This window comes from Streptococcus sp. 3613, assembly GCF_013277375.1.
Classification (GTDB): Bacteria; Bacillota; Bacilli; order Lactobacillales; family Streptococcaceae; genus Streptococcus; species Streptococcus pseudopneumoniae.
In genome coordinates this window covers 1-24,414 of the sequence record NZ_VMMV01000046.1, presented here as the reverse complement: position 1 = coordinate 24,414, position 24,414 = coordinate 1, and the positions used below count along the sequence as shown (strand labels likewise).

39 protein-coding genes are annotated in these 24,414 nt (G+C 39.8%); 9 read left to right on the top strand and 30 right to left on the bottom strand.

Annotation, left to right across the window (positions count from 1 at the left end; translation table 11 throughout):
• Positions 1-170: 170 nt before the first annotated feature.
• From HT708_RS06260 to HT708_RS06235, 6 genes are all read right to left on the bottom strand, one after another.
• Positions 171-1,196, bottom strand: coding sequence for a DUF1351 domain-containing protein (locus HT708_RS06260; protein ID WP_054393265.1), 1,026 nt, complete (start codon positions 1,194-1,196; stop codon positions 171-173).
• Between the two features lies 1 nt (position 1,197).
• A complete protein-coding gene (bet, locus tag HT708_RS06255; RefSeq protein ID WP_050222896.1) occupies positions 1,198-1,947 on the bottom strand; it encodes a phage recombination protein Bet in 750 nt (249 codons plus the stop codon).
• On the bottom strand, positions 1,944-2,123 hold the full coding sequence (locus HT708_RS06250) for a hypothetical protein (RefSeq protein WP_119947179.1): 180 nt from the start codon (positions 2,121-2,123) through the stop codon (positions 1,944-1,946). Before HT708_RS06250 ends, bet begins: the two co-directional genes overlap by 4 nt.
• Positions 2,124-2,343: 220 nt before the next feature.
• Positions 2,344-2,691: a hypothetical protein gene (locus HT708_RS06245; RefSeq protein WP_000462836.1), complete on the bottom strand. Its 348-nt coding sequence runs from the start codon at positions 2,689-2,691 to the stop codon at positions 2,344-2,346.
• Positions 2,691-2,948 (bottom strand): hypothetical protein, encoded by a 258-nt coding sequence (locus tag HT708_RS06240; protein WP_000608473.1) that lies wholly within the window; start codon positions 2,946-2,948, stop codon positions 2,691-2,693. Before HT708_RS06240 ends, HT708_RS06245 begins: the two co-directional genes overlap by 1 nt.
• Before the next feature lie 87 nt (positions 2,949-3,035).
• Positions 3,036-3,302 carry a hypothetical protein gene (locus HT708_RS06235; RefSeq protein WP_000450963.1) on the bottom strand — a complete coding sequence of 89 codons (267 nt, stop codon included), beginning with the start codon at positions 3,300-3,302 and terminating at the stop codon, positions 3,036-3,038.
• Positions 3,303-3,498: 196 nt separating this feature from the next.
• On the opposite strand from HT708_RS06235, the gene HT708_RS06230 reads away from it, so the two are divergent.
• Positions 3,499-3,660: a hypothetical protein gene (locus HT708_RS06230; RefSeq protein WP_237701456.1), complete on the top strand. Its 162-nt coding sequence runs from the start codon at positions 3,499-3,501 to the stop codon at positions 3,658-3,660.
• Here the strand turns inward: HT708_RS06230 and HT708_RS06225 are convergent.
• Positions 3,653-3,823: a hypothetical protein gene (locus HT708_RS06225; RefSeq protein WP_000656630.1), complete on the bottom strand. Its 171-nt coding sequence runs from the start codon at positions 3,821-3,823 to the stop codon at positions 3,653-3,655. The genes HT708_RS06230 and HT708_RS06225 overlap by 8 nt on opposite strands.
• Positions 3,820-3,963, bottom strand: coding sequence for a hypothetical protein (locus HT708_RS06220; RefSeq protein ID WP_000389575.1), 144 nt, complete (start codon positions 3,961-3,963; stop codon positions 3,820-3,822). Before HT708_RS06220 ends, HT708_RS06225 begins: the two co-directional genes overlap by 4 nt.
• Positions 3,964-4,079: 116 nt before the next feature.
• Between HT708_RS06220 and HT708_RS06215 the strand changes: the two genes are divergently transcribed.
• Complete coding sequence (locus HT708_RS06215) at positions 4,080-4,247, top strand: YjzC family protein (RefSeq protein WP_000024181.1); 168 nt, start codon at positions 4,080-4,082, stop codon at positions 4,245-4,247.
• Between the two features lie 291 nt (positions 4,248-4,538).
• Here HT708_RS06215 and HT708_RS06210 read toward each other — a convergent pair whose 3' ends face one another.
• The 5 genes from HT708_RS06210 to HT708_RS06190 are packed head-to-tail and all read right to left on the bottom strand — an operon-like array spanning position 4,539 to position 6,807.
• The gene (locus tag HT708_RS06210; protein ID WP_000152772.1) at positions 4,539-4,706 is read right to left on the bottom strand and encodes a hypothetical protein; all 168 of its coding nucleotides are present in this window, start codon (positions 4,704-4,706) and stop codon (positions 4,539-4,541) included.
• A complete protein-coding gene (locus HT708_RS06205) occupies positions 4,696-5,550 on the bottom strand; it encodes an ATP-binding protein (RefSeq protein ID WP_001203053.1) in 855 nt (284 codons plus the stop codon). The genes HT708_RS06210 and HT708_RS06205 overlap by 11 nt, the downstream gene beginning before the upstream one ends.
• 9 nt (positions 5,551-5,559) lie before the next feature.
• Positions 5,560-6,357, bottom strand: coding sequence for a replication initiator protein A (locus tag HT708_RS06200; protein WP_172926138.1), 798 nt, complete (start codon positions 6,355-6,357; stop codon positions 5,560-5,562).
• A gap of 39 nt (positions 6,358-6,396) precedes the next feature.
• A complete protein-coding gene (locus HT708_RS06195) occupies positions 6,397-6,609 on the bottom strand; it encodes a helix-turn-helix transcriptional regulator (RefSeq protein ID WP_001169630.1) in 213 nt (70 codons plus the stop codon).
• 12 nt (positions 6,610-6,621) lie between these two features.
• On the bottom strand, positions 6,622-6,807 hold the full coding sequence (locus HT708_RS06190; protein WP_000263488.1) for a helix-turn-helix transcriptional regulator: 186 nt from the start codon (positions 6,805-6,807) through the stop codon (positions 6,622-6,624).
• A gap of 148 nt (positions 6,808-6,955) precedes the next feature.
• Between HT708_RS06190 and HT708_RS06185 the strand changes: the two genes are divergently transcribed.
• Together HT708_RS06185 and HT708_RS06180 are read left to right on the top strand one after the other, a co-directional pair.
• Complete coding sequence (locus tag HT708_RS06185; RefSeq protein ID WP_000040990.1) at positions 6,956-7,180, top strand: hypothetical protein; 225 nt, start codon at positions 6,956-6,958, stop codon at positions 7,178-7,180.
• Positions 7,181-7,354: 174 nt separating this feature from the next.
• Positions 7,355-8,065: a DUF4145 domain-containing protein gene (locus HT708_RS06180; RefSeq protein ID WP_000006951.1), complete on the top strand. Its 711-nt coding sequence runs from the start codon at positions 7,355-7,357 to the stop codon at positions 8,063-8,065.
• Here the strand turns inward: HT708_RS06180 and HT708_RS12155 are convergent.
• The 3 genes from HT708_RS12155 to HT708_RS06170 form a co-directional block, all read right to left on the bottom strand.
• A complete protein-coding gene (locus HT708_RS12155) occupies positions 8,062-8,193 on the bottom strand; it encodes a hypothetical protein (RefSeq protein ID WP_000446473.1) in 132 nt (43 codons plus the stop codon). The genes HT708_RS06180 and HT708_RS12155 overlap by 4 nt on opposite strands.
• A gap of 169 nt (positions 8,194-8,362) precedes the next feature.
• Positions 8,363-8,506, bottom strand: coding sequence for a hypothetical protein (locus HT708_RS06175; RefSeq protein ID WP_000969964.1), 144 nt, complete (start codon positions 8,504-8,506; stop codon positions 8,363-8,365).
• Between the two features lie 72 nt (positions 8,507-8,578).
• Entirely contained in the window at positions 8,579-8,854 is a 276-nt protein-coding gene (locus tag HT708_RS06170; RefSeq protein WP_001094379.1) for a hypothetical protein, read from the bottom strand.
• Positions 8,855-9,023: 169 nt separating this feature from the next.
• Between HT708_RS06170 and HT708_RS06165 the strand changes: the two genes are divergently transcribed.
• The 5 genes from HT708_RS06165 (at position 9,024) to HT708_RS06150 (ending at position 13,131) form a co-directional block, all read left to right on the top strand.
• Positions 9,024-9,779 carry a S24 family peptidase gene (locus HT708_RS06165; RefSeq protein ID WP_172926137.1) on the top strand — a complete coding sequence of 252 codons (756 nt, stop codon included), beginning with the start codon at positions 9,024-9,026 and terminating at the stop codon, positions 9,777-9,779.
• 150 nt (positions 9,780-9,929) lie between these two features.
• A complete protein-coding gene (locus HT708_RS06160; protein ID WP_023937584.1) occupies positions 9,930-10,880 on the top strand; it encodes an Abi family protein in 951 nt (316 codons plus the stop codon).
• Positions 10,881-10,943: 63 nt separating this feature from the next.
• A complete protein-coding gene (locus tag HT708_RS06155; protein WP_165852416.1) occupies positions 10,944-11,087 on the top strand; it encodes a hypothetical protein in 144 nt (47 codons plus the stop codon).
• Between the two features lie 152 nt (positions 11,088-11,239).
• Complete coding sequence (locus HT708_RS12150) at positions 11,240-11,374, top strand: hypothetical protein (RefSeq protein WP_259390920.1); 135 nt, start codon at positions 11,240-11,242, stop codon at positions 11,372-11,374.
• A gap of 629 nt (positions 11,375-12,003) precedes the next feature.
• Positions 12,004-13,131 (top strand): site-specific integrase, encoded by a 1,128-nt coding sequence (locus HT708_RS06150; RefSeq protein WP_172926136.1) that lies wholly within the window; start codon positions 12,004-12,006, stop codon positions 13,129-13,131.
• A gap of 87 nt (positions 13,132-13,218) precedes the next feature.
• On the opposite strand, the gene whiA is transcribed toward HT708_RS06150, so the two are convergent.
• The 14 genes from whiA to HT708_RS06080 form a co-directional block, all read right to left on the bottom strand.
• On the bottom strand, positions 13,219-14,130 hold the full coding sequence (gene whiA / locus HT708_RS06145) for a DNA-binding protein WhiA (protein WP_100104578.1): 912 nt from the start codon (positions 14,128-14,130) through the stop codon (positions 13,219-13,221).
• Positions 14,127-15,104 carry a YvcK family protein gene (locus HT708_RS06140; protein WP_100104579.1) on the bottom strand — a complete coding sequence of 326 codons (978 nt, stop codon included), beginning with the start codon at positions 15,102-15,104 and terminating at the stop codon, positions 14,127-14,129. Before HT708_RS06140 ends, whiA begins: the two co-directional genes overlap by 4 nt.
• Entirely contained in the window at positions 15,101-15,991 is an 891-nt protein-coding gene (gene rapZ / locus HT708_RS06135; RefSeq protein ID WP_023937468.1) for an RNase adapter RapZ, read from the bottom strand. Before rapZ ends, HT708_RS06140 begins: the two co-directional genes overlap by 4 nt.
• A 51-nt stretch (positions 15,992-16,042) precedes the next feature.
• A complete protein-coding gene (locus tag HT708_RS06130; protein ID WP_061457585.1) occupies positions 16,043-16,423 on the bottom strand; it encodes a RidA family protein in 381 nt (126 codons plus the stop codon).
• Positions 16,424-16,433: 10 nt separating this feature from the next.
• A complete protein-coding gene (yihA, locus tag HT708_RS06125) occupies positions 16,434-17,021 on the bottom strand; it encodes a ribosome biogenesis GTP-binding protein YihA/YsxC (RefSeq protein ID WP_000422410.1) in 588 nt (195 codons plus the stop codon).
• Positions 17,022-17,029: 8 nt separating this feature from the next.
• Positions 17,030-18,262 (bottom strand): ATP-dependent Clp protease ATP-binding subunit ClpX, encoded by a 1,233-nt coding sequence (gene clpX, locus HT708_RS06120; RefSeq protein ID WP_172926135.1) that lies wholly within the window; start codon positions 18,260-18,262, stop codon positions 17,030-17,032.
• A gap of 36 nt (positions 18,263-18,298) precedes the next feature.
• A complete protein-coding gene (locus tag HT708_RS06115; RefSeq protein ID WP_000442260.1) occupies positions 18,299-18,469 on the bottom strand; it encodes a hypothetical protein in 171 nt (56 codons plus the stop codon).
• Complete coding sequence (locus HT708_RS06110; RefSeq protein ID WP_155442731.1) at positions 18,469-18,975, bottom strand: dihydrofolate reductase; 507 nt, start codon at positions 18,973-18,975, stop codon at positions 18,469-18,471. The genes HT708_RS06115 and HT708_RS06110 overlap by 1 nt, the downstream gene beginning before the upstream one ends.
• Before the next feature lie 128 nt (positions 18,976-19,103).
• On the bottom strand, positions 19,104-19,622 hold the full coding sequence (locus tag HT708_RS06105; protein WP_172926134.1) for a Dps family protein: 519 nt from the start codon (positions 19,620-19,622) through the stop codon (positions 19,104-19,106).
• 498 nt (positions 19,623-20,120) lie between these two features.
• A complete protein-coding gene (lytC, locus tag HT708_RS06100) occupies positions 20,121-21,611 on the bottom strand; it encodes a choline binding-anchored murein hydrolase LytC (protein ID WP_172926133.1) in 1,491 nt (496 codons plus the stop codon).
• A 33-nt stretch (positions 21,612-21,644) separates the two neighbouring features.
• Positions 21,645-22,403 (bottom strand): triose-phosphate isomerase, encoded by a 759-nt coding sequence (gene tpiA, locus HT708_RS06095; protein ID WP_000087893.1) that lies wholly within the window; start codon positions 22,401-22,403, stop codon positions 21,645-21,647.
• Positions 22,404-22,500: 97 nt separating this feature from the next.
• On the bottom strand, positions 22,501-23,178 hold the full coding sequence (locus HT708_RS06090; RefSeq protein ID WP_166731622.1) for a DnaD domain-containing protein: 678 nt from the start codon (positions 23,176-23,178) through the stop codon (positions 22,501-22,503).
• 8 nt (positions 23,179-23,186) lie between these two features.
• Positions 23,187-24,131, bottom strand: a complete 945-nt coding sequence (gene metA / locus HT708_RS06085) for a homoserine O-succinyltransferase (protein ID WP_172926132.1) — start codon at positions 24,129-24,131, stop codon at positions 23,187-23,189.
• A gap of 65 nt (positions 24,132-24,196) precedes the next feature.
• Positions 24,197-24,414: hypothetical protein (locus HT708_RS06080; protein ID WP_172926131.1), on the bottom strand; the 218-nt coding region annotated here is incomplete at its 5' end.

The window sequence follows — 24,414 nt, the reverse complement described above, 5'->3', positions numbered from 1 at the left end:
ACCAAAATCCCACGCCTGCCAAATTGTGAGCAAAGCAAGCGTGAGTGAAATTCTTTGCGCCATTCGTCCAAAGTCACATAAATGTCACTGACGCATTTTCTAGTTCGCAGTTTTACAAGAATGCACGGCTTGTTGGTTTTTGAGTTGTTTCCAAAATGGAAATAGTTGGTTTATTTAATCAGTTCATCCAATTCTGCCTGCGTCAACGGTTCAATTCGTTGATAACCTTGGACAGTGTAATTTTTTTTGTATTCAAATCCCAAATCCGCAAGGCTATTCTTGAAATAGTCTTTTTCTTCCGTGTCGGCGAAATATACTTCCAAGGTCATTTTTTGGGTATATCGTTTTAAGCCGTTTTCAGCCCCTCTGACGGCTTCTTGTTGGTTTTGGGATAATTGCCTACTGTCTAAGATTTCGCCCGTTTCTGGGTCAAATTTTGCGGTCTCCGTTGATTTTGGCGCTTTCTCTTGTTGCTGAGCTAAAACTTCCTCACGTTCTCGTTCAGCTCGCTCTTGAGCCAATCTAATTTCTTCTTTTTGCTTTTCAAAAGCGTAGTCTGCCTTGATTTGTTCCAACACTTCAACCAAAGTCATGTCTTTCAACATCCGAATATATGGCTGGTCTGTCATTCCGTACTCAGCGCATTGCCCTGAGATTGCTGAGATGGTTTTCTTGTATTCTTCTTGTTTCTGAAACTCAAATGTGACCATGTCATCAAGTGACTTCATAGTGGCTTTTTTAAGCGTCACGCCGTCAGCCATGAAATCGCCAGCCTTGACATACTCAAGGGCCTTCTCGTCAAATAGACGAGGGTCAAGCATGTATTCTGACGCCTTATTTGTAATGTAACCCTTAACAGTATCCAGTCTGAGTGCTTTCTGGTGGTCTTCAAACTCTTTGACATCTTTCGCAATCTTTTTGATAACACCATCAAGCGGTTCAACCTGCTCTGTGATGTATTCGTTAAAATCATCAGCGGTTTTTGACAAAACCTTTTTGATTTTGATACGTTCATCAGATATCTGCTTGAACAGTTTTCTGAGATCAGCTAATACCTGCTTATCGTCCTTGATTGTCGAAGCAGTAACTGTGTAATTCTGGTACTTCGTTACCACCTCTTTAATATTTTGTTCAAACAACTCACGGTCTAAAATTTCAACCTGAGCTTGTGTTACACTTACTTGTAATTCTTGCATGTTAGTACTCCATTTCTTCTAAGAGTTCGCCTTGGACTGTCTTCTCAACTTGAGTAGGTTCAGGAACTGGGTGATTCGCCTCTTGTTCTTTATTGAATTGCTCAATCTGAGCCATCTTGCGTGTTACGACATCCTCTCGACTTTCTTGAGGTGTGACATCTTTGATACGGTCAAATGTTTCTCCGCCGTCATCCTCTGTGTACATATTGCCTAAATCCTCAGGGAAAGCCTCTCTAAGAGCATTTACCAGAGCCGTCTTTCTAATCATAGTAGCTGGCATAGAGTTCCAAGTGCTTTGTTTCTTGTCATATTCCTCACGGCTAACAAAGATCTCCACAGGTACCTTGAAATTTTTGCGGTACACTCTTGCCCATCCGCCTATCAATGTGTCTCCTGGGAGCATGATTGCCCCTTTGCGTTCGTGCATAACACCCTCGCTATCTGCCGCCACTACTCCAGCCTCAAAGCCTTCATAGTCTTTACATTGAGCGGCACGTTTCAAGAAAGCCTCTTTGGAGACAATTAAACTGAACTCTGTGCCTCCATTACGATTTTTGTAAGCCACAATGTAGACCTCGTTAGCAAATGGGTTAAGATTGCGACCTTTACATAAGGCTAGAGCCTGACCTATTTGTTTTTCAGTCAACAGGTTTTGTGGGTCAAAATACTTTTTGATGTCTGCCCCAGTCAATGAACTTGGGTCAATAGTAATATCACGTTTTGTCTGCGTTGCTAATTGATTATTTGTCATTTTCTTCTTCCTTTCGTCTTCTTCAAATTCCAATTTTCACGTTTTAAGTGTCTATTTTCGTTTTGCAATTTCAAAATAATATCCTGTTGGTCGTTGATGATTTCTCCGAGTTCAATTCCGAGATGCATATATTCAGCTCGCCAGTTGTCGATTTCTTCGTGTAGCTCCTGAATCATACTTCATCCCCCACGTATCGATACTGCCCACAGCCAACATAGATGTACTGGCTTGGGTCAAGTTCCTCACGTTCTTCAGGCGGTTGCATTATATCTCTGTCGTAATCAAACATGAGCATACACCTTTCCAAGTTCCAGCAATTCGTTTTTTTCTTCATGATTGGCCAAAAGCCATACACGGTTTTCAAGTTCAATTCTAGTCATTAGCGTCTCCTTTGCTCTACCCCAAATACTTTTCATAGCGTGATCTTCGTGGTTCTGGCAAGGCTAGAGGCTCAGGGCGCAATCCTTGAGGCGGTTCGTTGTCGTAGGTGAAGCCTTTGAACTCTCTGCGGATATTCTTGCGGATTTCTTGTCGCTGTGCCTCTCTACCACGTTCGTATGCTTGGTTGTAACCTTGGATAATCATAGACGCAAATTCTTGCTCTTCTCGTCTTTCTTCTTCCTTCTGGCGGATTTTCTCCTCTTCCTGCTTATCCATCTGATGAGCTAGAAGCCCTGCACCGATAAATCCTAAAATCACTGCACCAGTTCCTAAAAGCTGGCTAACTAATGGTGGTTCAAACATTATTCTTCCTCTTCATCATCTTCTTCTGCCATATTCTGCTTAATCGCCTCACTTGGGCTCATGCCATCCAATACATCCTTGATGACATGTGAGATGTCGTGGGTTACTTTCAACGGCTTTTCTAACTCATTAGGTAGCCCCAAAAGTTTTGTAGTTAGCAATCCAAGCGTAGATAATTTATGTAGCTTTTTTTGTAACTGTTCAATGCGTTCAATTTTTTCCTGTTGCGCTTTGATAATTTGGTCTTTGTTAATCATTGTTTTTCTCCTGTGGATAACTCAGTTATCCCTTTCTTTTATTTAGATTAGTAGTAGTTTGTTGTAAAGTTAGTAGTTATTATTCTGCTATCGTGTCATCTTAACGGTTTTAGACATTTCTTTCTTCCATGATTGACTGCCTCGATATTGCAGATAAGCATCAAAACCTTTGATTGTGACAAGCTGACCATCGTTTCTAAGGTATTTTTGTTGACTAGGTAATTTTTTCATCTCTCGCCTCATATCTCCCGCTTGTCGTTTTGAACATCCAAAGATGTGCTCTAGTTCTTCATCGTTTGCAGAAATCTTCTCGATGATCACGTCTTTAATTCTCACGATTTGAACTGTTTCCATTTTTGCTCCTTTCGTGGTATAATTTTCTTGAATAATTTTGTCATGCGCCTGATTTCCGTCAGGTGCTTTTTTGCTATCTCCTTTTCTGCTATAATGAAACCAGAAAGGAGGTAATATTATGACTGAAATTCACGCATGTCTTTGCGGAAATTGGGTGAACCTATCAGCCGACGACGATTGTGTAATGGGACCAAATATGGCTAGTCCTTACATTTGGTGGGAAGAAAATGCAGAACTCTACTCACCAATTTCTAAACCTGAAGCAAACTCGATGTACCATCAGGATTATATCTACATTCACTATCGTGGCGCTGACTATCGTATCCATCCAATGTTCATTCAAATCGTTTCTAGATAACTTTTTCTAGTCTGCTAGAAATGATTTCTAAATCTAAGTCGTCCAGTTTCAACTGGTCGGCTTTTTGATTTAAACGAGCTTCGATAGCTTGGTTAATTTCAAACCATTCTATTTTTGTAAATCGGCTCCTGAATTTTAGAAATTCCTTTACTGCTTCTTTCATACTGTCCTACTTTCCATTGCCCTGAGTTCTATCTCATGGCTGACTTGTCTAAATAGCTTCTCACATGCTATTTTTGCTTCTCTGTACGTTGTAGATTCGCTGATGAAGTGATCAGCAAGTTCAATGATTTTATCTTCCATTCAGACTCCTATATCAGTCTTGAGACTGATGTTTTTTTCTCCTCGATTGCTATAATATTCTTGACTAGGACCTCTCACCGTTTTAGTCAAAATTTCAATAGAAAGGAGGAGATAGTATGGCAAATACTCCAATAAAACCTGGAACAGATAATCAGAAACCTGGTCGCTATGTAGAGGTAGGACCTCGTGGCGGAAAAGTTACTAATGGTCATACCGCAACTATCGGAAAAGGTGATCGGCTCCCTCCGACATCTGCTAAAGGCAACGGTTGGAAAAAAGTCTAATCTTCGTTTGCGTACAATCGTTCAATGGTTGTACGCTTTTTCCATACACAAAAGCACATTCCCAAAAAATCAATTTGAATCCATGCTTCGGCGTAATCTTTCCCATTGCTGGCATAGTGAGTTATATAATGGTGAATCATTTTATTCCTTCCTCCTATTGAGTTACTTGAGAAGTATCATGAATGGCTTCATAGCTAAGACGCTTGAATTTTTCTAAGTCTATCTGAAAATTGATAGGCTTTTTTCTTTTCCCACTATACGGATATCGTCTTGGTCTCATTTCCTCACCTCCTAACTCGTATAAATCCCGCCATTTCTGGCAAAGGCTCGTAGTTCGTTCATCTTTCTTGTAAATTGGTAGTCGCTTGTAATCAACAACCGCTCTTTCAGCAAGCTAGACAATCCGTAATGTTTTTCTTCAAACTGTTCAATAATCTGCTGACGCTCTTTAATAGTCACTTGCTGACAAGGTGCGTCTAGACTCTGTGTCATTGCTAAATTTGAACGCATTGGTCTTCATGTTTCCTTTCGTTATTCTATCTACGAGGCTTTTCTCGTAAAGTTTCTCCAAGTGATTGCCCCCGTAGTTGGTTGTAATAATCGTGTTCGTCCTGTTTTCAAGTATCTGATACAGGACTTTTTGCATCCAGTTGTTCCCCTGCTTGATTTCATCGCCTACACTTGACTCTTTGCCAAGATCGTCCAAAATCAAGTAGTCCACTTTCTGCAAGAACTGGATAGTCCGTCTTTCTTCCCACTTGGAATCCTTGTATCTAAAAGCGTCTTTCATCCGTGAGAATAGTTCCATGGAGGGAATATAGACCACCGAGCGCTTCAACTGGAACTTCTGGAAACTCTCGTTCAGTGTCTTAGCAATTCCAATTGCTAGATGGCTCTTCCCAACTCCAGGCGGACCGCTGATAATCGTATTCCCTTCATATCGCTCTTTCACATAGTCAACCGTCACACGTTTAGCGAAATTGACCGCCTCAGCATCTTGGTCTGTGTGAATCTCAAAGCTGCCGATAGTCGCATTCTTCAAATCAGGCGGAATAATACTCTCCTTAGCAAACAAAGAGTAAGACCTTGTATTTCTAATTTGAGCCTCAGCTTGCGCCAGTTGCTCTCCTGCTTGACTGTGGATTTTCTCCTGTCCGCATTCAGGGCAATAAGTCAGCACATTCTGCGTGCAAGGGTTGACTGAGCGCCACATATAGACTCCCTCATGTTTGGGGCATTGGGTATTCAAGGTTTCAATCTGTAAAAATCTACCCTGCAATTCATCTCTTGATACTGCTCGCATAGCACCCTCCTAGAATCCCAGTCGTGGGTTGTAACCGTCGTCTGACAATCTTAACTCACTGCTTGGCTTCCCACTTGACCGCTTCGGTCTCTGTCTATTCTCTACCAACTCAGCAGTCACTAGACCTTTCTGTTTCCAGTCTCTCAAAATACTCTCAAGATACTTAAAGTAAGGTTTACCATTGCCCACACATTCCTTGATTGCTAACTTGATAACCTCTTTACTATGGTCTTGCAAGAAGTATTTCAAATCCTCAATCTCAAACGGTGTTGGGTATCTGCCAAACTCTGAAAAAATCCAATCGTGAACAATCCCCAAGTCATTTTCGGGTGCGTCCTCTATACTATATAGATTATTAGCACCAGCACCATCTGGTTCAGTAATTCTGTTTATGTAACTCTGATTAATGTAACTCTGATTAGAATCAAAGTTTTTTACTTCCGTAGGTAAAGAATTTTTACTTATGTAACTAGATAACCTATTTACATAAATCTTGTCGCTTTTGTTAAATTGCTTTTTTAATTCAATCAAGCCAAAATCAACTAATTCCTTTTTTCTCTTGATGATTGTAGGTTTTGATAACTGAACAAAATAATCTTTTTGTAGCTCTTCAATCGATAAATGAATATATGCTCCTTTTTCATCAATCCAGTTATTCTTCAAAGACAATTTAAGCCTATCTTTCATAATTGAATACAAAACTTTTGCTTCCATACTTAATTCTGAAAACGCTTTGTCTTTAATCAAAACAACTGGTATTTTTATGAAGTCAAGGAAATCTTCGATGTCGTCTTTTTGTATCACCATTCAACTAAATCACCTCCTATTTATAAAAATCCCCAGAAACTATACACTTGAAGTGTAGTTTTTCTCGAAAAAAATTTCATCCAGTGGAATATCAACTATACGACAGAAATCTATAGCTGTAGTTATTCTCATAGGTGTATCATATCTTTCATAATCCATGTATGTATTTCTAGAGATTCCTAATTTTTTAGCGATTTCCTCTTGAGTCATTCCTGTTTTTATTCTCGCCATTTTTAAGCTAATTTTTTGCACGCACTCACCCCCTTATCTTAATTCGTCTAAGCTGACTTCCAGTGCATCAGCGATTTTGCACATATTCGTCCACGACATCTCTTTCATCCTACCAGCCTTCAGATTTGAAAAATTAGATGGATGGACACCCGATTCCTTAGCTAAACGATACATCGACCAGCCTTTTATTTTTAATTGTTTTTCAATTTTATCCCACATCAAAAAACACCATATGTTGTGCTTTTCAAGCACACTAAATCCTTTCTTATACAATATGTTGACAACCAAATACGTTTGGGTTATAATATATCTTGACTAAGACCTCTCATGTTTTAGTCAAAATTTCAATAGAAAGGAGGTTCAAAAAATGAGTAAGCTTAGCCATAAGCCAAACCACGTTGTTAAGAAACTAACCTGGGAAAATCTCGATAATATTCTATTATCTTATTTTTCAGAGTCGACTACTGATAAACCTAGCGCAGTAATTCAGTTATCTGATTTTGAAATGTCTAAAGCTGAAATTATCGAAGAAGCAACTGCTCAAGGTTATCAAGTTATCGATAATTCTGATGGTTACTTAAAGTTTCTATAACGAATTTTAAAGATGATATATTTGTACGATTTACATCAATATCTCTTTTTAACTTAGCGATCTGTCTATCAGATTGCTTTTTTCTTTTCCCACTATACGGATATCGTCTTGGTCTCATTTTCTCACCCCCTTTCAAATGTGGTATAATCAAAATAAAACGATTGGAGAAAAAATATGTCATTTGATCTTTCTAAATTAAGCCTAGGCAGTCGCTTCGCAGGCAATTCAAAAGCATTTCAATGCCCTGTATGTTCAGGTTTCTCTTCCCATTTATGGACTTATAATCCTATTGATATCAATAGAGATTACAAAGAATCTATCAAATTTATTATAATTGCACAATGTCAGGCTTGTAATCAATTTTCTATTTGGATAACAAATGAAATCCAAATAACGTATGGCTCCAGGATAGTATTAAACACAAGCGATGCAACGTCGACATTAATTTTCCCAAATGTTGCCGAAGGAGTACCTAAACCTAATAATGATATGCCTGATGATGTGAAAGAAATCTATATTGAAGCTGGAGAAGTTCTAAATATATCGCCTAGAGCTTCTGCAGCTCTATCCCGTCTAGCTATTGAAAAGCTTGTTGCTCATTTAAACGCACAAGGTAAAGATTTAAATACCCAAATTGGAAGTCTTGTCTCTAAAGGAATGCCAATAGAAATCCAACAAATGCTAGACAGTGTTAGAGTAATAGGGAATAATGCTGTACATCCAGGTCAAATAGACATAAAAGATAACAAAGAGTTAGCTTTATCATTGTTAAGTTTTATCAACTTGATTGTAGATAATCGAATCACACAACCTAAAAAAATTCTAGACATATATAACCTATTACCTGATTCCTACCGAAATTCTATCGAAAGAAGAGATAATTAATCTTTCTCAAAGATTAATACATTTTCTTTGTCCCAATACTGAGTTACAACTCTAACCGGGTCATCTTCTGTCCCTTTCCCTCGTTTAAATGTAATTTTTATCAATTCAACAATTTCAACACTTTCCATTCCCTACTCCTTATCTTTTTTATCACATCGATACTTCACTATCTGACGAATAGTAAAAGATACAATCACAAATCCTGCTAGGATTATCAATCCAACATTTTCATCCATTGCTTTTCACGGCAAATGATGGTACACTATCAAGTAGAGGTTGGGGCTTCTGCCCCTTTCTCTACTTTTTCTTAAGCTCTTTGTCTTTGAGCTTGTAAGCTAAGTACTGCTTATGCCAAAGACGAGCTTCGTTTACTAAGCCTAGTACCAAGATGACGGTTGTGGTGTCCTTGGTTGCTAGGCTTTTTATGATGTGTTCCATCATTCGCCTTACCTCCTGTTTTATTTTGCTCTATGAGCAACAACCTGCCAAGGATTTGAACCTTGGTGATACCAATCAGGCTACATTCATTTTATCAAGCATTCCTGCAAATGCTGCATCAAAACGAATGTCATCGATTTCCTCTTGAGTGAAACCAGCATCAAGAAGGTAACGCTCTTGGCGTTCAATCTCCTCTGCTAACTCTGTCCATCCAAAAGCGAATTGACGGCAGTTAGTACAGAATGTTTCAAGTTGGCTGTAGAGGAAGTTTTCCTCGTAAGTACCTTGGATTAAAGTTTCCTTAGCTACTGCTTTAAAGATGTTGATTGCTTTCTCGTTTAATGTGTTCATGGTGTTTCCCTCCGGTTTGTTTTTGTTATTTCCTTAAGCTTGATTATATTATACTACACTTCAAGTGTAGTTGCAAGTGTTTTTTGCCTTTTTGTTAAAAAAATTTTACTTTTTTACACTTTAAGTGTACAATAGGGGTATAAAACAAAGGAAAGAAAGGAGTTAGCGAATGGATTCATTGGCTCAAAATATAAAGTACTATCGTAAACTATCTGGACTTACTCAAAAGGAATTGGCTAAGAAACTGTCAGTGGCTCCTACTGCTATATCGGCGTGGGAAGTTGGTAGAAACCAGCCTCTAATGAATAATATAGAGCAGATGTCTGCTATTTTTGGTATCAAAAAATCCCTGCTACTCGGTGAAGATTTTTCAAGTCATGTTGATAAAGCCACTTCCCCAATCCAAACCATCTACGACGAACTAAAACCTCCAAGACAAGCCAAAGTCCTGAATTATGCAAAGAGGCAACTGAAAGAGCAGAAAAACGAAGAAGAAACGAAGGTAAACGAAGTATCGGAAGTTATCATCTTGTACCAAGTTGAGGTTGTATCTGAGACGGCAGCAGCTTCTGGATTTAACTATGGATTTGGGTACGACGATACAGACAGAGAGATTATAGAGGTCGACGAGCAACCACCACATCACGATATTGCGACTAAGGTCAGCGGAGACTCCATGCAGCCTGACTACCAAGACGGAGATATTCTCTATTTAGTAGACAAAGGACTGACCACCTACAACGGAGACCTAGCAGTTATCGCATACGGAGACCGTTCTTACTTTAAGAAGATCTATACCGAAAACGGACGCTTACGCCTCGTATCACTCAATGACAAGTACGAAGACATCATCCTAGACTTCCCACCAGCCGAAGACACGCACATCAAGATTTATGCGGTTATCGGGGTGTATAGAGGGGAATAAAAAAATTATTTTTTTAAAAATATTAAAAAAACAGTTGACTTTTTAAAAAAAATCATTTAGAATGAATTCATTAGAGAAAAAGCGTCGGGATCTCTACGGGGACCGATACGGGAAAACTCCTTCATTCTAAATTAGAATGGGGGAGTTTTTTTGAAGCCGTTTAAAACAATCGAGGAACAAATCGCAACACTAAAAATCAGAGGGTTATCCATTACAGATGAGTCTAAAGCAGCTAAGTACCTGCTAAGTAACAATTACTACAATATTATCAATGGATACAGTAAGTTTTTTCAACACCCTGGTACTGACACTTATATTGACGGCGTCACATTTGACGAAGTTTCAAGTCTCTATACATTTGACAAAGATGTAAAACGAGCCATTTTGCAAGCTATTCTTGAAGCTGAACACCATATCAAGTCAATCACTGCTCACAGATTCGCCGAAGCCTACCCCAGTCAAAAATACGCTTATTTAAACACCAATTCTTATGCAGATAATAAAATATTAGACGTGGGATTTATTGTATCAAAACTATCCAAAATCATAAACACAAACAAGCGATACAGAGGAAATTCCATTCACCACTACGCACATACTCATTCAGATGTCCCAATCTGGGTACTAACTGATTATCTAGAGTTTGGAGATTTACGCACGATTATTGAAAACCTGCCGAACTCACTCCAAAATGAAATCGCACGGGATTTAGTAAGTTTTATAAGCACAAACATACCTGACTTTAACGATGTTTTCCCACCAGAAACCTTGATATCTTTTCTAAAAAATATTAACGAGGTACGAAACAAATGCGCTCACAATAATCGCTTATTAAACTTCAGATGCCGTTCTAATAGTACGTTTTGGGAAACGATTCATAACGAAGAGATCTTGATGGGAGATGACAGTAGAAAAACTGTATATTCAACAATTATTAGCCTTCAATGCTTTATTAGTAAAGCAGAATTCAACATTTTATGGAATACTCTTAGAAAGAAAGTTATCAAACTAGAGAAAAAGCTGCCTTCTATAGACATCAATGTAATCAACCAGTCTTTAGGTTTTCCTAATGATTGGCACCGTAATGAACCAAGAGTATAAATTAAAACCAACTGTTTCCAAAATGGAAATAGTTGCGTAAACCGGAAATAAAGGAGAATACCAATGAAAAAACTACTCACTACGTCAGCTATCTTGCTTACTGCTACTGTTCTAGTAGCCTGCTCTAACAATCAATCAACTACCAAAGATAGCTCGGAGCAACCAAAGCGAACGACAAATCTGCTTCTAAAAAGGCTACTAGCTTAGACGATTTTAAAAAAGCGCTAGAAAGCAATGGCTTCACTATCAAAGAAGAAATCTCAAAAGAAGCTAGTCTTATTCAAGCCGAATCAGGGAAAGGGTTCATCTTAGAAGATGATACTGCTGTAGAGGTTTACGAATATTACGATAAAAACCCAATGTTTAAAGAAGCTAAGAAAGAAAAAGAGTTAATCGGACACCCTGCTTATATCTACGGAAATTATGTTGTTTTAGTGCTTAATGCTACAGACTCAAAAGATAAGATTTTAGAGAGCTTCAAAGGATTTGAGTAGATTATTGACAGTATTTATAAATTGAACTATAATTAAGTTACTTAGAGGTTTACCCTCATATTTTTAAACTTTGAGCCTTTGCGCTCCAGGGAAGTAGCTTAATTGTTACTTCCCTTTTTTGAGTTATAAATACTTGAAATAAACAAAAACACCCCCATATTCGCCAATAGCAACCTCATCCCATAGGTCTATTGTGCAAAATTGATATTTTTTGAAAATTATATTACAATACAGCTATCAGGAGTTTAGCTCCATAAAGTTTAGGTTTGGATTTTAGATCCATAACGTGATGGTAGCCGTATTTGATACGACTACTTTTCTTTTCATATTCTAGTAAACATAAGTCGTTAAAATAAGTTGACGTTTGACAGAAATTAAAAAAAGAAATACACTAAGAATGTAAAAAAGCCTTGTTCGTCAAGTATAAAATCGTCTGGTGTACTTCTAAGAGGTACACCTTATTTTATTATCTGACGAGCTGCCAACTGTTTCCATTTTGGAAACAACTCAAAAAAATCCCCACACTCGCAAAGTTTGGCGACTCTGAGTGTGAGGATATCCAGTATAGTAAAAGGCATTAAAAGCCCTCTTTACTATACCCATTTTATCAAAAAAGTGAGGTAAATACAATGTGGATGGAAGAACTTCCCAACGGAAAATACAAATTTTTTGAGCGATATAAAGATCCATATACTGAGAAATTAAAAAAAGTTTCAGTCACGATGGAGAAGAAAACTCCCCAGGCAAGAAATCAATCTGCTATCTTGTTGCAAGAGAAGATAAATAAAAAACTCAGCACAAAACAAGTAGAAAGCATTACATTTGAAGAAATCTATAACCTTTTCTATAAATCATGGGCGCAAACAGTAAAGGAATCAACAAAACATAATTGTAAATCAGTTGATAAGAAGATGAAGGAAATCATACCATCCGATACCATACTTGCTAATCTTGACAGGCGTTTTCTTCAAGAGGCTATTGAAAAAATTATTGAAAGCAACGGATATATTACAGCTAAAAAAGTACGGCATAGGCTCAGAGGTATCTTTAATTACGCCGTTCAATACTCTTACATTGAAAATAACGAGGTCGATTATACTACGATTCCTCAAAAACCAAAGACTTTAGAAGAACTGGAAAAAAAACGTAACAACTTTCTCACCATGCAAGAAATAAAAGCACTTGTCGATGCCCTTAATCGTCGAGAATATCACCAAAAGTACGCTGATATGGTTCTTGTGCTGGCATTAACTGGTATGAGATATGGTGAGTTAACTGCCTTACAACTGAAGAATATAGACTTCGAAAACAACAAAATTGAGATCACAGGTAATTTTGATTCAGTAAACAAAATCAAGACGCTACCAAAGACTACAAATTCAATACGGACAATCAAAGTATCAGAGAGTGTCATAGAAGCTATTCAAAGACAAATAGTACGACTTAGCGAACGTTTCCAGCCATTGTCAAGCGATGATTATATTTTCTGTTTTGAAAAATGGAATCAACCTACAACAATAGCTTGCTTCATACAGATATTAAAAAAATATGGAAAACAGGCTAAAATAGAAAAAAACTTATCTAGCCATATTTTTAGGCATTCTCATATTTCGTTTTTAGCAGAGTCTGGCCTTCCAATAAAATCAATAATGGATCGAGTTGGACACTCAAATGCAAAGATGACTTTGGAAATCTATTCTCATACTACTGAGGATATGGAGGATAAACTGGTCAATAAATTAGATACTATTTTTTAATTCTGCCCCTTTTTTGCCCCTTTTTGATTTCACAACACAACAAAACCCCTTGAAGATATTGATAATTCAAGGGGTTGCTTTATATCGTTATAATTCATCGGCTATCTTATTGATTTTTCTGAGTCTATGGTTGACACCACTTTTGGTCAGAGGGGTGCTGAGGCTATCTGCTAACTGCTGGATAGAGTAGTCTGGGTGCTGAATACGCAACTGCGCTACTTCCTGCAAATCCACTGGCAGATTTTCTAAGCCCATGATATCTTTGATTTTACTGATATTATTGATAGTCTTCATGCTGGCAGAAACTGTCCGAGCGATATTAGCTGTCTCGGCATTATTGGCCCGATTGAGGTCGTTACGGGTTTCTCGCAAAATCTTAACCCGCTCAAAATCATCACGCGCCTGCATGGCTCCGATGACTATCAAGAAGTCCATAATGTCTTCGGCACGCTGGAGATAGGTCACAGCTCCCTTCTTGCGCTCAAGCACCTTGGCATCCAGTAAAAATTGCTGGAGAAGTGAGGCAATCCCTTGCGCGTGGTCCAGATAAACAGAACTGATTTCCAACTGGTACTTACCTGATTCAGGGTCACGAATACTTCCATTTGCCAAGAAAGCACCACAAAGATAAGCACGACCTGCTTCCTCATCCGATAAAATCGCCTCATCAATACCTGTTTCCAGGTCAAAGAAAGAGTCTGCCAAGTGCAAATCACTTAACAAATCCTGCACCTTTTCATCTGTAAAAACGGTATAGACGCGATTCTTGCGAAGATTGCTCCTCTGGTGGTGACGAATTTCCGATTTGATTTCATAGAAATGGAGAAAGGACTCATAGAGGTGACGGGCCAGTTTGGCATTTTCTGTCACAACTGACAAAGTCAAGCCCGAAGTCGAGAGACCGATGCTACCAGACATTTTGATAATGGCAGATAATTCATACCGGCTCAGATGGTGTTGACCTAGGATTTCTTCTTTTACTGCTACTGTGAAACTCATTTTCTCACCTGTATAATCCGCATCAACTCATCCACAATCAAATCTCCATCGTGGAAGGCACCGCCATTTTCCAGACGAAGGAAGTTGGATGAAATCACGCGCGGAACTTGCTTACAAAGACCAGCAAAATCATGTTCCACCTGGACCAAGTATTCATCAAAGCGATTGGAATTCATGTATTCTTGAGGCACTTTTTCGATATTCACCAAGACCGTATCGATAAAAGGTCGGCTAAGGTGACGATGCAAGACTTCCACGTGATCACTATCTGTAAAGTGTTCTGTCTCCCCACGTTGGGTCATAATATTGCAGACATAGGCGATTTCTGCCTTGGTTTCCAAAAGCGCCTGCCCGATTTCCTTAATCACGATATTGGGCAAAATAGAGGTAAAGAGAGAACCAGGTCCGAGGACAATCATGTCACTTTCAAGAATGGTCTGGACTACTCGACGGCTGGCCAGAGGCGTATCATCGTTGAGGGTATTGGTCACATAGACATGGTCAATCATGCCTGGATGGTCTGCAATATGACTCTCTCCAGCCACTTCTGTCCCATCCTGAAAGACTGCATGCAAGGTCAAAGGATGGTCACTGGAAGGATAAATCTTCCCAGTTGTATGGAAAAATTTGCTCAATAACTGCATGGCATTATAGGTCGAACCCTGCATCTCTGACAGACCTGCAATAATGAGATTGCCCAATGGATGGCCAGCAAAGGCTCCGGCATCCTCGGAAAAGCGATACTGAAAGACTTTCTCATAAAACTTAGGCATATCCGACATGGCCACAAGGACATTACGAAGATCACCTGGCGGTGTCAATTGCTGCATATTTTTTCGGAGTTCACCTGATGAACCACCATCATCCGCCACCGTTACGATAGCAGCGATTTCCACATCTTTTTCACGCAGACTTTTAAGAATGACGGGGATCCCAGTACCTCCACCAATCACCGTTATCTTTGGTTTTCTCATGAACGGTTTACCGTTTCCTTTCTCCGGTCTTTGTCGCGATGCCCTTCATTAACAGGCCAATTCTTGGATAAGTCCTGCGCCAAGCGTTTAGCAAAGGCCACACTACGGTGTTGTCCACCTGTACAACCCATGGCAATGGTCAAAACAGACTTCCCTTCCTTTTGGTAACTTGGCAAAATCGGCTCAATCAAGGCCAATAAATGCTGATAAAAATCTTCTGACTCAGGATGATTCATGACATAGTCATAAACAGGTTCATCCACACCCGTTTGGTTTCTCAGCTCTGGAAGGTAATATGGATTTGGCAAAAAGCGCACATCAAAAACCAAGTCTGCATCAATTGGGATTCCATATTTAAAGCCGAAAGACATGACTTCGATACGGAAAGACTGGGCTTGTTCTTGATCTGAAAACTGCTCTGCAATGGTTTTACGTAGCTCACGAGGAGTGAGTTCAGTTGTATCCACCACATTTTGGCTCATATTTTTCAAAGGTGCCAAGAGTTCACGTTCCAGCTTGATTCCATCCAAAATCCGTCCATCTGCAGCTAATGGGTGACTCCTTCTGGTTTCCTTGTAACGGGCTACCAATTCCTTATCTGCTGCGTCCAAAAAGAGAATTTTAAAGTCCAGTTCTTCCTTGTTTTCCAACTCATCCAAAACAGTTTGAATCTCCGAGAAGAAAGAACGGCTACGCATATCCACTACCAAGGCCAACTTGGGATCGTCTTCCTTAGTTTCCACCAACTGCAAAAACTTAGGCAAGAGGGCTGGCGGCATATTATCAATAGTAAAATAACCCAAATCTTCGAAGGACTGAATGGCAACTGTTTTCCCTGCACCACTCATTCCTGTCACAATCACCAAGTGAAGTTGTTTCTTTGTCATCTTTTTCTCCTTATATCAAAAGAAGTTTGGCAACACCAAACTTCAACTAGCTTATCCAATCTCTGCGATGACTTCAATTTCGACTTTTACATCACGAGGAAGACGAGCTACCTCTACTGCTGAACGAGCTGGAAATTCCTCTGTAAAGGCCGTTTGGTAAACCTCGTTAAAAGGAACAAAATCGTTCATATCGCTCAAGAAGCAAGTTGTTTTGACAACATGGTCAAAGTCTGTTCCTGCCTCTGCCAAAATAGCACCGATGTTTTTCAAGACTTGTTCTGTCTGTTCTTGGATCGTTTCTCCAACGATTTCCCCAGTTTCAGGAGATAGGGGAACTTGACCGCTAGCAAACAAAAGGTTACCAACGATTTTTCCTTGAACATAGGGTCCGATAGCCTTTGGGGCCTTATCTGTATGAATTGTTTTTGCCATTTTCTTTTCCTCACAATTTTTCTAAGATTGCATCCCAAGCCTCATCCATCCCTGCCTTGCTGACAGATGAAAAGAGAATAAAGTCATCACTTGGGTCAAAGTTTAATTTCTTTTTGATTGCTGATTCGTGCTTGTTCCATTTACCACGAGGAATCTTGTCCGCCTTGGTCGCCACAATGATAACTGGAATCTCATAATACTTGAGAAATTCGTACATCTGCACATCATCTGCTGACGGATCGTGACGGAGATCCACCAAACTGACCACTGCACGGAGATTTTCTCGAGTTGTCAGATACTCCTCAATCATGCGCCCCCACTTTTCACGTTCCTTTTTGGAAACGCGGGCATAACCATAACCAGGCACATCCACAAAGCGCATCTTGTCGTCAATGTTAAAGAAGTTGAGAAGCTGGGTTTTCCCAGGTTTCCCTGACGTACGAGCCAGATTCTTACGGTTCAGCATGGTGTTGATGAAGCTAGACTTACCAACATTTGAACGCCCTGCTAGGGCAATCTCTGGTAGTTCATCCTGCGGATAGTGGGACTTATTCGCCGCACTGAGCAAGATTTCAGCATTGTGTATATTCAGTTCCATAGTCACCTCTAGGCTGTTTCTAGGATTGGTTTGTCCGTTCCATCGACAGCTTCTTTTGTAATGCGAACCAATTTCACATTTTCCTGACTCGGTACTTCAAACATGACATCCAACATGGTCTCTTCGATAATTGAGCGAAGACCACGCGCACCAGTTTTGCGTTCGATAGCCTTATTGGCGATTTCTTGAAGGGCTTCGTCATCAAATTCCAACTCAACGTCGTCATAAGATAACAAGGTTTGGTATTGTTTGACCAAGGCATTTCTTGGCTCTTTCAAGATACGAACCAAGTCATCGACCGTCAATTGCTCAAGAGCTGCAAAGACAGGCAAACGTCCAATCAACTCAGGGATAATACCGAATTTTTGAATATCTTCTGCGATGATTTCTTGCATGTAAGAGCTGTTTTCGTCAATCGCCTTGTTGTTTTGACCAAATCCGATGACTTTTTCTCCAAGACGTTGTTTAACGATTTCTTCAATGCCATCAAAGGCACCACCCACGATGAAGAGGATATTTTTAGTATCCACTTGAATCATCTCTTGTTGTGGATGCTTGCGTCCACCTTGAGGCGGTACGCTGGCAACAGTTCCCTCGATAATCTTAAGAAGGGCTTGTTGTACCCCTTCACCAGAAACGTCACGTGTGATCGATACGTTCTCGCTCTTCTTGGCAATCTTGTCAATTTCATCCACGTAGATAATCCCACGTTCTGCACGCTCGATATTAAAGTCAGCAGCCTGCAAGAGTTTAAGGAGGATATTTTCCACGTCCTCACCTACATAACCAGCCTCAGTAAGAGCTGTCGCATCCGCAATCGCAAAAGGCACGTTCAAGCTCTTAGCCAAGGTCTGGGCAAGGAAAGTTTTCCCTGAACCAGTTGGGCCAATCATCAAAATGTTTGATTTCTGCAAATCCACATCTTCTGACTCTTCACGCGTATCGTGGAAATTGATACGTTTGTAGTGGTTGTAAACCGCCACTGCCAAGGCACGCTTGGCACGATCTTGACCGATAACATAGTGGTTCAAGATATGGAGGAGTTCAATTGGTTTTGGCACCTCAGACAAGTCTGCCAAGACTTCCTCAACCAATTCTTCTCGAATGATTTCCTGAGCCAACTCCACGCATTCATTACAAATAAAAGCATTGTTGCCAGCGATTATTTTTTGTACTTCTTCTTGGTTTTTGCCACAAAATGAGCAATAAACCATCATATCATTATTCCTAGTTGTAGGCATGATTTCCTTCCGTTCTATTCTATACTGTCATTCTATCTAAAATAAGGTCATGTAAAAAGCATGGATACTATTGACCAAATTGGTAAAGGCATTTAACCAGAGCAGGACAGAAAGTCCATAGCGCTTTTTACGAAAAGCCTGTGCTCCTGCAAGCAAGCAGACCAAACACAGCATGGCTGTGAAAAAACCAAATATACTACGTTCCATTAGACTTCCTTTCTCTTGCGGTATTGGATGGTAAAATCATAAGGATTTTTCTCATCTTTGGTATAGGATTTGCTTGAAACCGTCTCAAAAATAGACAGGTCAAACTCTTCAGGGAAATAGGTATCTCCTTCCACCCGAGCATGAATGTGAGTCACAATCACTTCGTCAAGGTAGGGTTCAAAAGCTTGAAAAATTTGCTTTCCACCTAAAATATAAAGATTCTTATCTTGAGCCTGATACCAGTCCAAGACAGACTGAACATCATAAAAAGTAGCAACCCCGTCTATCTTTTCTTCCGGATTACGCGTCAAAATCAAGGTCTCCCGTTTGGGAAGCAAGCGACGCCCCATTCCATCAAAGGTCACACGCCCCATCAAGATAGCATGATTCAGAGTTGTTTCTTTGAAGTGTTGCAGTTCTGCTGGCAAATGCCAAGGCAGACGATTGTCCTTACCAATCACACCCTCTTCATCCTGGGCCCAAATAGCTACAATTTTCTTAGTCATGCTTCCATCCTTTTCACTGATAGTACTATTTTATCAAAAAACTCGAAAAAAGACTGATTTGGAATAGCTTACAAAATAGAAAAATCTGTAAGAAATTTCCTACAGATTTATCTATGTTTCCTTATTTCTTACAAACCAGGTGCTTGTCCAAGTTCTGCCGCAAGCATCCAAACTGTTTTCTCAAGTTCAGCCTTAGCACCAACAAAAATATCGTTTGTAACATCATCGCCTTCTTCGTCAGTCACATCCAACGCTTTTTGGAAAAGAGTGATGAGGTAGCGATAAATAGCTAGAACACGTTCCAAGCTTTCTTCAATATTACGGTATTCACCAGCTTCTTCTTCGATTTCACTATTTTGAAGGAATTCTGTCAATGTAGAGAATGGGCTTCCACCGAGTGTAATCAATCGTTCGCTGATTTCATCTAAATGACCATCAAGAGCATCCATGTACTCATCCATTTTTGGATGCCATACCATAAAACCGCGTCCACGCATATACCAGTGTACTTGGTGCAAAGCAACGTGGGCTACGTACAAATCAGCAACAGCTTGATTCAAAACTTCCTTTGTTTTTGCCAATGCTACTGGCGCTGCTTTTGTTAATGTTGCGACATCTTTTGCTGCTTCTTTTTTCAATTCTACCATTGTTTTCACCTCATTCATTATTTTTATGTAACCACTTCTTAATGATTACTACCTTAGTATACTACTAAGGAAAGACAATAGCAAGCCAAATGACCCACATGAGAAAAGTTGCAATAGACTGATAATTTAAGAATTCTTTAGAAGACGAAAAAGAGGTCTGGATGCTTATAGTCAATGGAAATCCATCAGCAAACTAGGAAACTAAACCCAGCTTAACCAAAGTACAAGTTTTGAGGTCGCAGGTAGAACTGACCACGCTGACGTGGTTTGAAGAAATTCCCCAAGACTATAATAGATTGAAATAAGAGGGAGCCAAGTCGATTAGGAAAGACAAATGAATTTCTAAAAATGTTTTAGCAACCGCAATGTCCTGGTCTATATTCAATCTACCATATAAGATTTATTTCCTAGCGAGATCTTGAATTTACTCGAGGATGAACTGCCATAAAACAAAGAAAAAGAGGGTGCTACTATCACATCCCTCTTTCAAATCATCGCTTAATACCAAACGCTGACATCTACGCGCCCTTGGATTCCTTTCATGTATTCAGAAGAGGTATATTGCCAACCTTTTTCTCCTGAATAATGAGGGTTTTCCCATTCTAAAGCATTGGTATAGGCCGCTACCCAGTTTACATGTTTTAAAATATCTGGGTGTTTTAAACGCGTCTGTAATAAACTACGATAGCTATAGACATACACATTTTGATAGCCCGCCTGCTTCATCGTCTCCATGTACTTGTTGATGATTTTAACCCAAGTGCCTGTATCACTTGGAGCTCTCTTGCTCTTATTTACATATTCCCAATTCTCAACATCATAATAGATAGGGTAAGACAGGTTCATATTGTATTTCTTTATAAGTTCAATGGTCTGTTTAGCGTCACTCTCAGCATCGGTCTCATTTTCAGCATAGGTATAGAGATAGACACCATAAGGAATTCCCAGACGGTTTAACTCCTTAATGTTATGCGCCAATTCCTTGTCTTCTTTACCGCTATAACCTAGACGAACAATGACACCATCCACTTCGTTCTCATCAATAACCTTTTTCCAATCATTGATACGACCATTGTGCTCACTAATATCAATGACTTTCTTAGCATGTTCGGTTCCCACTTGTTCTTCTCTATTATTAAAGAAATAGCGTTTACCATCTCTGTGAACCCAGCTGACATTCAAATCTTTCTTTTCTTTGAGCTCACCAGAGGCCGCAAAGATATAGCGAGCACCATCCATAATCACTTCGTCAGTCGCCATGGCACCACTTCCAGTCAAATAGTAGTTGCCTTGCCACTCATTCCGAGCCATATAGCCCCACTTCTTGAAATAGTACCATTTGCCGCCCACTTTTTGCCACTCTTGGTTGGCATAAGTTCCATCGGATTTTAGATAAAAATAAGCAGAATAAGCCGGATCATAAAGCCATTCATTTTGCATCATGGCACCTTGACCATTCAAGAAATAACTTCCTTGCCATTGGCTTTTAGCCATGTAACCCCACTCCTTGAAGTAATACCACTTATTTCCAATCAATTGCCATTCTTGATGAGCATAAGCCCCATCTGACTTGAGATAAAACCAATTCTTGTAATTACTGTCATAGATCCACTCGTTTTGGGCCATATATCCACCTGATTTCAGGTAGTAATTTCCATGCCATTCATTCTGCGCGTAACGACCATCTGACTTAATATAAAACCAAGCCTTATAGTAGTTGTCAAAAATCCATTCACTTTGAGCTTTAGAACCATCAGCCTTTACATAATAATCCCCATCCCAGTGGGCAGAGACACTGTTTCTCTGTTCATTACTACTAGTTGATGAAGTCCCTGTTGATAGACTAGATTTTTCTGAAACTGTGATTCCACTTGTTTCATCTGCCGCAATTCCTGAAACTCTTGCGCCAAGTAAGCAAAGACTTGCTAGCCCTATACATACAATTTTTGTTTTCAATCTTTCCTCTCCTATAAAAAATGGAACAGGCACCTGAATGCTGTTCCACCTAGCTTTTGCTACTGATTATTTTACAAAGTCAAGCAAAGCCAAGAAGCTTTCAGCTTCAAGTGACGCACCACCTACAAGGGCACCGTCAACGTCTGGACAAGCCATGTATGAAGCAACGTTCTCAGGTTTAACAGAACCACCGTATTGAACACGAACTTTGTCTGCAACTTCTTGACCAAAGTCAGCAGCTACAACGTCACGAACAACTTTACACATTTTTTGTGCGTCGTCTTGTGAAGCTGATTTACCAGTACCGATAGCCCAGATTGGCTCATAAGCGATAACTGATGCAGCAACTTGTTCAGCAGTCAATCCAGCCAATGCAGCAGATACTTGAGCGCCTACAAACTCAGCAGCTTTACCAGCTTCGTAAGTTTCAAGTGACTCACCACAACAGATGATTGGAAGCATACCGTTTGCAAAGATTGCTTTTGCTTTTTTGTTGATATCTTCGTCAGTTTCATGGAAGTAGTCACGGCGTTCTGAGTGACCGATAACAACGTAGTCAGTACCGATTTCTTTCAAAACTTGTGGGCTTGTTTCACCAGTGAAAGCACCTGCATTTTCAAAGTAACAGTTTTGAGCAGCAACTTTAAGATTTGAACCTTTTGCAGCAGCAAGAACAGTTGTCAAATCAAGAGCTGGAGCAGCGATACCTGCTTCAACAAGATCTGATGAAGGAAGTTTTGACGCAACTGCTTCAACAAATGCTTTAGCTTCTTCTGGATTTTTGTTCATTTTCCAGTTACCAGCGATAAATGGTTTACGTGACATTTCACATACCTCTTTTTTCAATTTATTTTCTACTTATTTTATCACAATTAGACACAGCTTGCAAATCTTACTCGGATTTCAAGTCTGCTTACATGGATTAATCCTTCCAGAGATCCATGGCATTTATGAAATCTGCAGACACCTGTGTCAACTGAGGATTGCTTGCTTCTCTCTCTGCCCGTTTAGCCTCGATTTGAGCCACACTCTTGATACCTTCATGGCGCCAGTTTCTCAAAATCGCCTGAATGTACTTCCAGTTTGCTTTTCCATTTAAAACAGCTTCACGAAGAGCCTCCTTAATCAAGTCAGCACTGGTCCCATCTTCTTTTAATGTCTTAGTCAAATCTTCAATCTCAAAAGGTGTCAACAAGCGTCCTAATTCCTGCTGGAAGGTTTCTACCAAATCCTTGAGCTGATTTTGAGGTGTCAACTGGTCTGAACTTGAATGAGCGACTCCAAGCAAGTCATCCAAACGTTCCAAAGCCAAACTAGCATCAAAGAGCAATTCAATTTCGCCATTCAATTCGATCGTTCGATACTGAAGCAGTCCCCTCTCCGTCAGATTGGAAATAGCCTGATTGACTTCCGAAATTTCCTTGCCAATCCTTTCAGCAATCTGGCTTGGCGACATTTCTTCTAAACCTGTCGTATTTTGCAAATAGAAAAATTGCCAGACCAGAAAATCGTCGCTAGAAGGAAAGAGTTCCTTAAAATGCAAGAGCAGGGCAGTCGGTAAAACCAAGTTCCCTGATTTAAAAGCGTCTAAATATGTCATAATTCCTCTTATAAATACCCAAATGCGGATGCATCATCTTCTATTTTTCTCCAGTCAAAAGGAGTTTCCTGATAGACCGCATAGTTCACCCAGTTACTGAAAAAGAGGGCTGCCGATGAAGACCAACAAAGACAAGGCGTCTGATTGACATCATCATCCTTAAAGTAATTTTCTGGAATATGAGGATCTAAACCTGCATCACAATCTCTGAAATACTCTTTTGCCAAGGTATCACGGTCATATTCCAAATGTCCAAAACTATAAATTTCACGCAAATCACGACTAGCCAAAATCGAAACCCCAACCTGAGGTCCCTCTGATAAAATCTCGAGATTGGTCTTATTCAGAATCTCTTCCTTAGAAATCTCCGTATGTCGAGAATGAGGGGATACATAGCTATCGTCAAAGCCTCTAAAGAGAAGGTGCCCCTCTTTTAGGGTGTCCTGAGGATAAATACCTGATAACTTACTGTCCATCTGGTATTTTTCCACTCCATAACGCAGATAAAGACCAGCCTGAGCCCCCCAACAGATATAAAGGGTCGAATAGACATGGGTCTTGGACCACTCAAGCACCTGGCTAAATTCCTCCCAATAGTCCACTTCCTCAAATGGTAAATGCTCAACTGGAGCACCCGTGATAATCATCCCATCAAAATACTCATCCTTGACTTCAGGAAAGGTTTTATAAAAGGTCTCCATGTACTCTGAACGAGTTGTTTTAGAACGATGGCTCTCCATATAGAGAAAATCAATATCCAATTGCAGGGGCGTATTAGCCAAATGGCGCAACAACTGGGTTTCTGTGACCATTTTCTGTGGCATGAGATTTAAAATTAAAATCTTCAAAGGACGGATATCTTGGTGGGACGCACGTTGATCATCCATGACAAAGATATTCTCTGTCCGTAAAATCTCAACAGCTGGTAATTTTCTATCAATTCGAATCGGCATAACCCTCTCCTAACTGTACTCTTTCAGAAATCATTGCATATGTTTGAAACTCTTCGAAAATCTCTTCAAACCGCGTCAACGTTGCCTTGCCGTACGCATATGTTACTGACTTCGTCAGTTCTATCTGCAACCTCAAAACGGTGTTTTGAGCTGACTTCGTCAGTTCTATCTGCAACCTCAAAACGGTGTTTTGAGCTGACTTCGTCAGTTCTATCTGCAACCTCAAAACGGTGTTTTGAGCTGACTTCGTCAGTTCTATCTGCAACCTCAAAACGGTGTTTTG

Excerpts from the sequence above, each read along its gene's own strand:
- HT708_RS06115 (WP_000442260.1), bottom strand. The coding sequence starts at position 18,469 with ATGGAACGTAGTATATTTGGTTTTTTCACAGCCATGCTGTGTTTGGTC.
- HT708_RS06090 (WP_166731622.1), bottom strand. The coding sequence starts at position 23,178 with ATGACATATTTAGACGCTTTTAAATCAGGGAACTTGGTTTTACCGACT.
- HT708_RS06110 (WP_155442731.1), bottom strand. The coding sequence starts at position 18,975 with ATGACTAAGAAAATTGTAGCTATTTGGGCCCAGGATGAAGAGGGTGTG.
- HT708_RS06260 (WP_054393265.1), bottom strand. The coding sequence starts at position 1,196 with ATGCAAGAATTACAAGTAAGTGTAACACAAGCTCAGGTTGAAATTTTA.
- metA (WP_172926132.1), bottom strand. The coding sequence starts at position 24,131 with ATGCCGATTCGAATTGATAGAAAATTACCAGCTGTTGAGATTTTACGG.
- HT708_RS12150 (WP_259390920.1), top strand. The coding sequence starts at position 11,240 with ATGTTTAAAGAAGCTAAGAAAGAAAAAGAGTTAATCGGACACCCTGCT.
- HT708_RS06205 (WP_001203053.1), bottom strand. The coding sequence starts at position 5,550 with ATGCGAGCAGTATCAAGAGATGAATTGCAGGGTAGATTTTTACAGATT.
- rapZ (WP_023937468.1), bottom strand. The coding sequence starts at position 15,991 with ATGACAAAGAAACAACTTCACTTGGTGATTGTGACAGGAATGAGTGGT.
- HT708_RS06155 (WP_165852416.1), top strand. The coding sequence starts at position 10,944 with ATGAAAAAACTACTCACTACGTCAGCTATCTTGCTTACTGCTACTGTT.
- HT708_RS06105 (WP_172926134.1), bottom strand. The coding sequence starts at position 19,622 with ATGGTAGAATTGAAAAAAGAAGCAGCAAAAGATGTCGCAACATTAACA.
- HT708_RS06235 (WP_000450963.1), bottom strand. The coding sequence starts at position 3,302 with ATGGAAACAGTTCAAATCGTGAGAATTAAAGACGTGATCATCGAGAAG.
- HT708_RS06175 (WP_000969964.1), bottom strand. The coding sequence starts at position 8,506 with ATGATGGAACACATCATAAAAAGCCTAGCAACCAAGGACACCACAACC.
- HT708_RS06240 (WP_000608473.1), bottom strand. The coding sequence starts at position 2,948 with ATGATTAACAAAGACCAAATTATCAAAGCGCAACAGGAAAAAATTGAA.
- HT708_RS06190 (WP_000263488.1), bottom strand. The coding sequence starts at position 6,807 with ATGTGGGATAAAATTGAAAAACAATTAAAAATAAAAGGCTGGTCGATG.
- HT708_RS06140 (WP_100104579.1), bottom strand. The coding sequence starts at position 15,104 with ATGAGAAAACCAAAGATAACGGTGATTGGTGGAGGTACTGGGATCCCC.
- HT708_RS06245 (WP_000462836.1), bottom strand. The coding sequence starts at position 2,691 with ATGTTTGAACCACCATTAGTTAGCCAGCTTTTAGGAACTGGTGCAGTG.
- HT708_RS06165 (WP_172926137.1), top strand. The coding sequence starts at position 9,024 with ATGGATTCATTGGCTCAAAATATAAAGTACTATCGTAAACTATCTGGA.
- clpX (WP_172926135.1), bottom strand. The coding sequence starts at position 18,262 with ATGCCTACAACTAGGAATAATGATATGATGGTTTATTGCTCATTTTGT.
- HT708_RS06130 (WP_061457585.1), bottom strand. The coding sequence starts at position 16,423 with ATGGCAAAAACAATTCATACAGATAAGGCCCCAAAGGCTATCGGACCC.
- HT708_RS06215 (WP_000024181.1), top strand. The coding sequence starts at position 4,080 with ATGGCAAATACTCCAATAAAACCTGGAACAGATAATCAGAAACCTGGT.
- HT708_RS06185 (WP_000040990.1), top strand. The coding sequence starts at position 6,956 with ATGAGTAAGCTTAGCCATAAGCCAAACCACGTTGTTAAGAAACTAACC.
- tpiA (WP_000087893.1), bottom strand. The coding sequence starts at position 22,403 with ATGTCACGTAAACCATTTATCGCTGGTAACTGGAAAATGAACAAAAAT.
- HT708_RS06230 (WP_237701456.1), top strand. The coding sequence starts at position 3,499 with ATGGCTAGTCCTTACATTTGGTGGGAAGAAAATGCAGAACTCTACTCA.
- HT708_RS06180 (WP_000006951.1), top strand. The coding sequence starts at position 7,355 with ATGTCATTTGATCTTTCTAAATTAAGCCTAGGCAGTCGCTTCGCAGGC.
- bet (WP_050222896.1), bottom strand. The coding sequence starts at position 1,947 with ATGACAAATAATCAATTAGCAACGCAGACAAAACGTGATATTACTATT.
- HT708_RS06220 (WP_000389575.1), bottom strand. The coding sequence starts at position 3,963 with ATGGAAGATAAAATCATTGAACTTGCTGATCACTTCATCAGCGAATCT.
- HT708_RS06200 (WP_172926138.1), bottom strand. The coding sequence starts at position 6,357 with ATGGTGATACAAAAAGACGACATCGAAGATTTCCTTGACTTCATAAAA.
- HT708_RS06250 (WP_119947179.1), bottom strand. The coding sequence starts at position 2,123 with ATGATTCAGGAGCTACACGAAGAAATCGACAACTGGCGAGCTGAATAT.
- yihA (WP_000422410.1), bottom strand. The coding sequence starts at position 17,021 with ATGGAACTGAATATACACAATGCTGAAATCTTGCTCAGTGCGGCGAAT.
- HT708_RS06170 (WP_001094379.1), bottom strand. The coding sequence starts at position 8,854 with ATGAACACATTAAACGAGAAAGCAATCAACATCTTTAAAGCAGTAGCT.
- HT708_RS12155 (WP_000446473.1), bottom strand. The coding sequence starts at position 8,193 with ATGGAAAGTGTTGAAATTGTTGAATTGATAAAAATTACATTTAAACGA.
- HT708_RS06225 (WP_000656630.1), bottom strand. The coding sequence starts at position 3,823 with ATGAAAGAAGCAGTAAAGGAATTTCTAAAATTCAGGAGCCGATTTACA.
- whiA (WP_100104578.1), bottom strand. The coding sequence starts at position 14,130 with ATGAGTTTCACAGTAGCAGTAAAAGAAGAAATCCTAGGTCAACACCAT.
- HT708_RS06150 (WP_172926136.1), top strand. The coding sequence starts at position 12,004 with ATGTGGATGGAAGAACTTCCCAACGGAAAATACAAATTTTTTGAGCGA.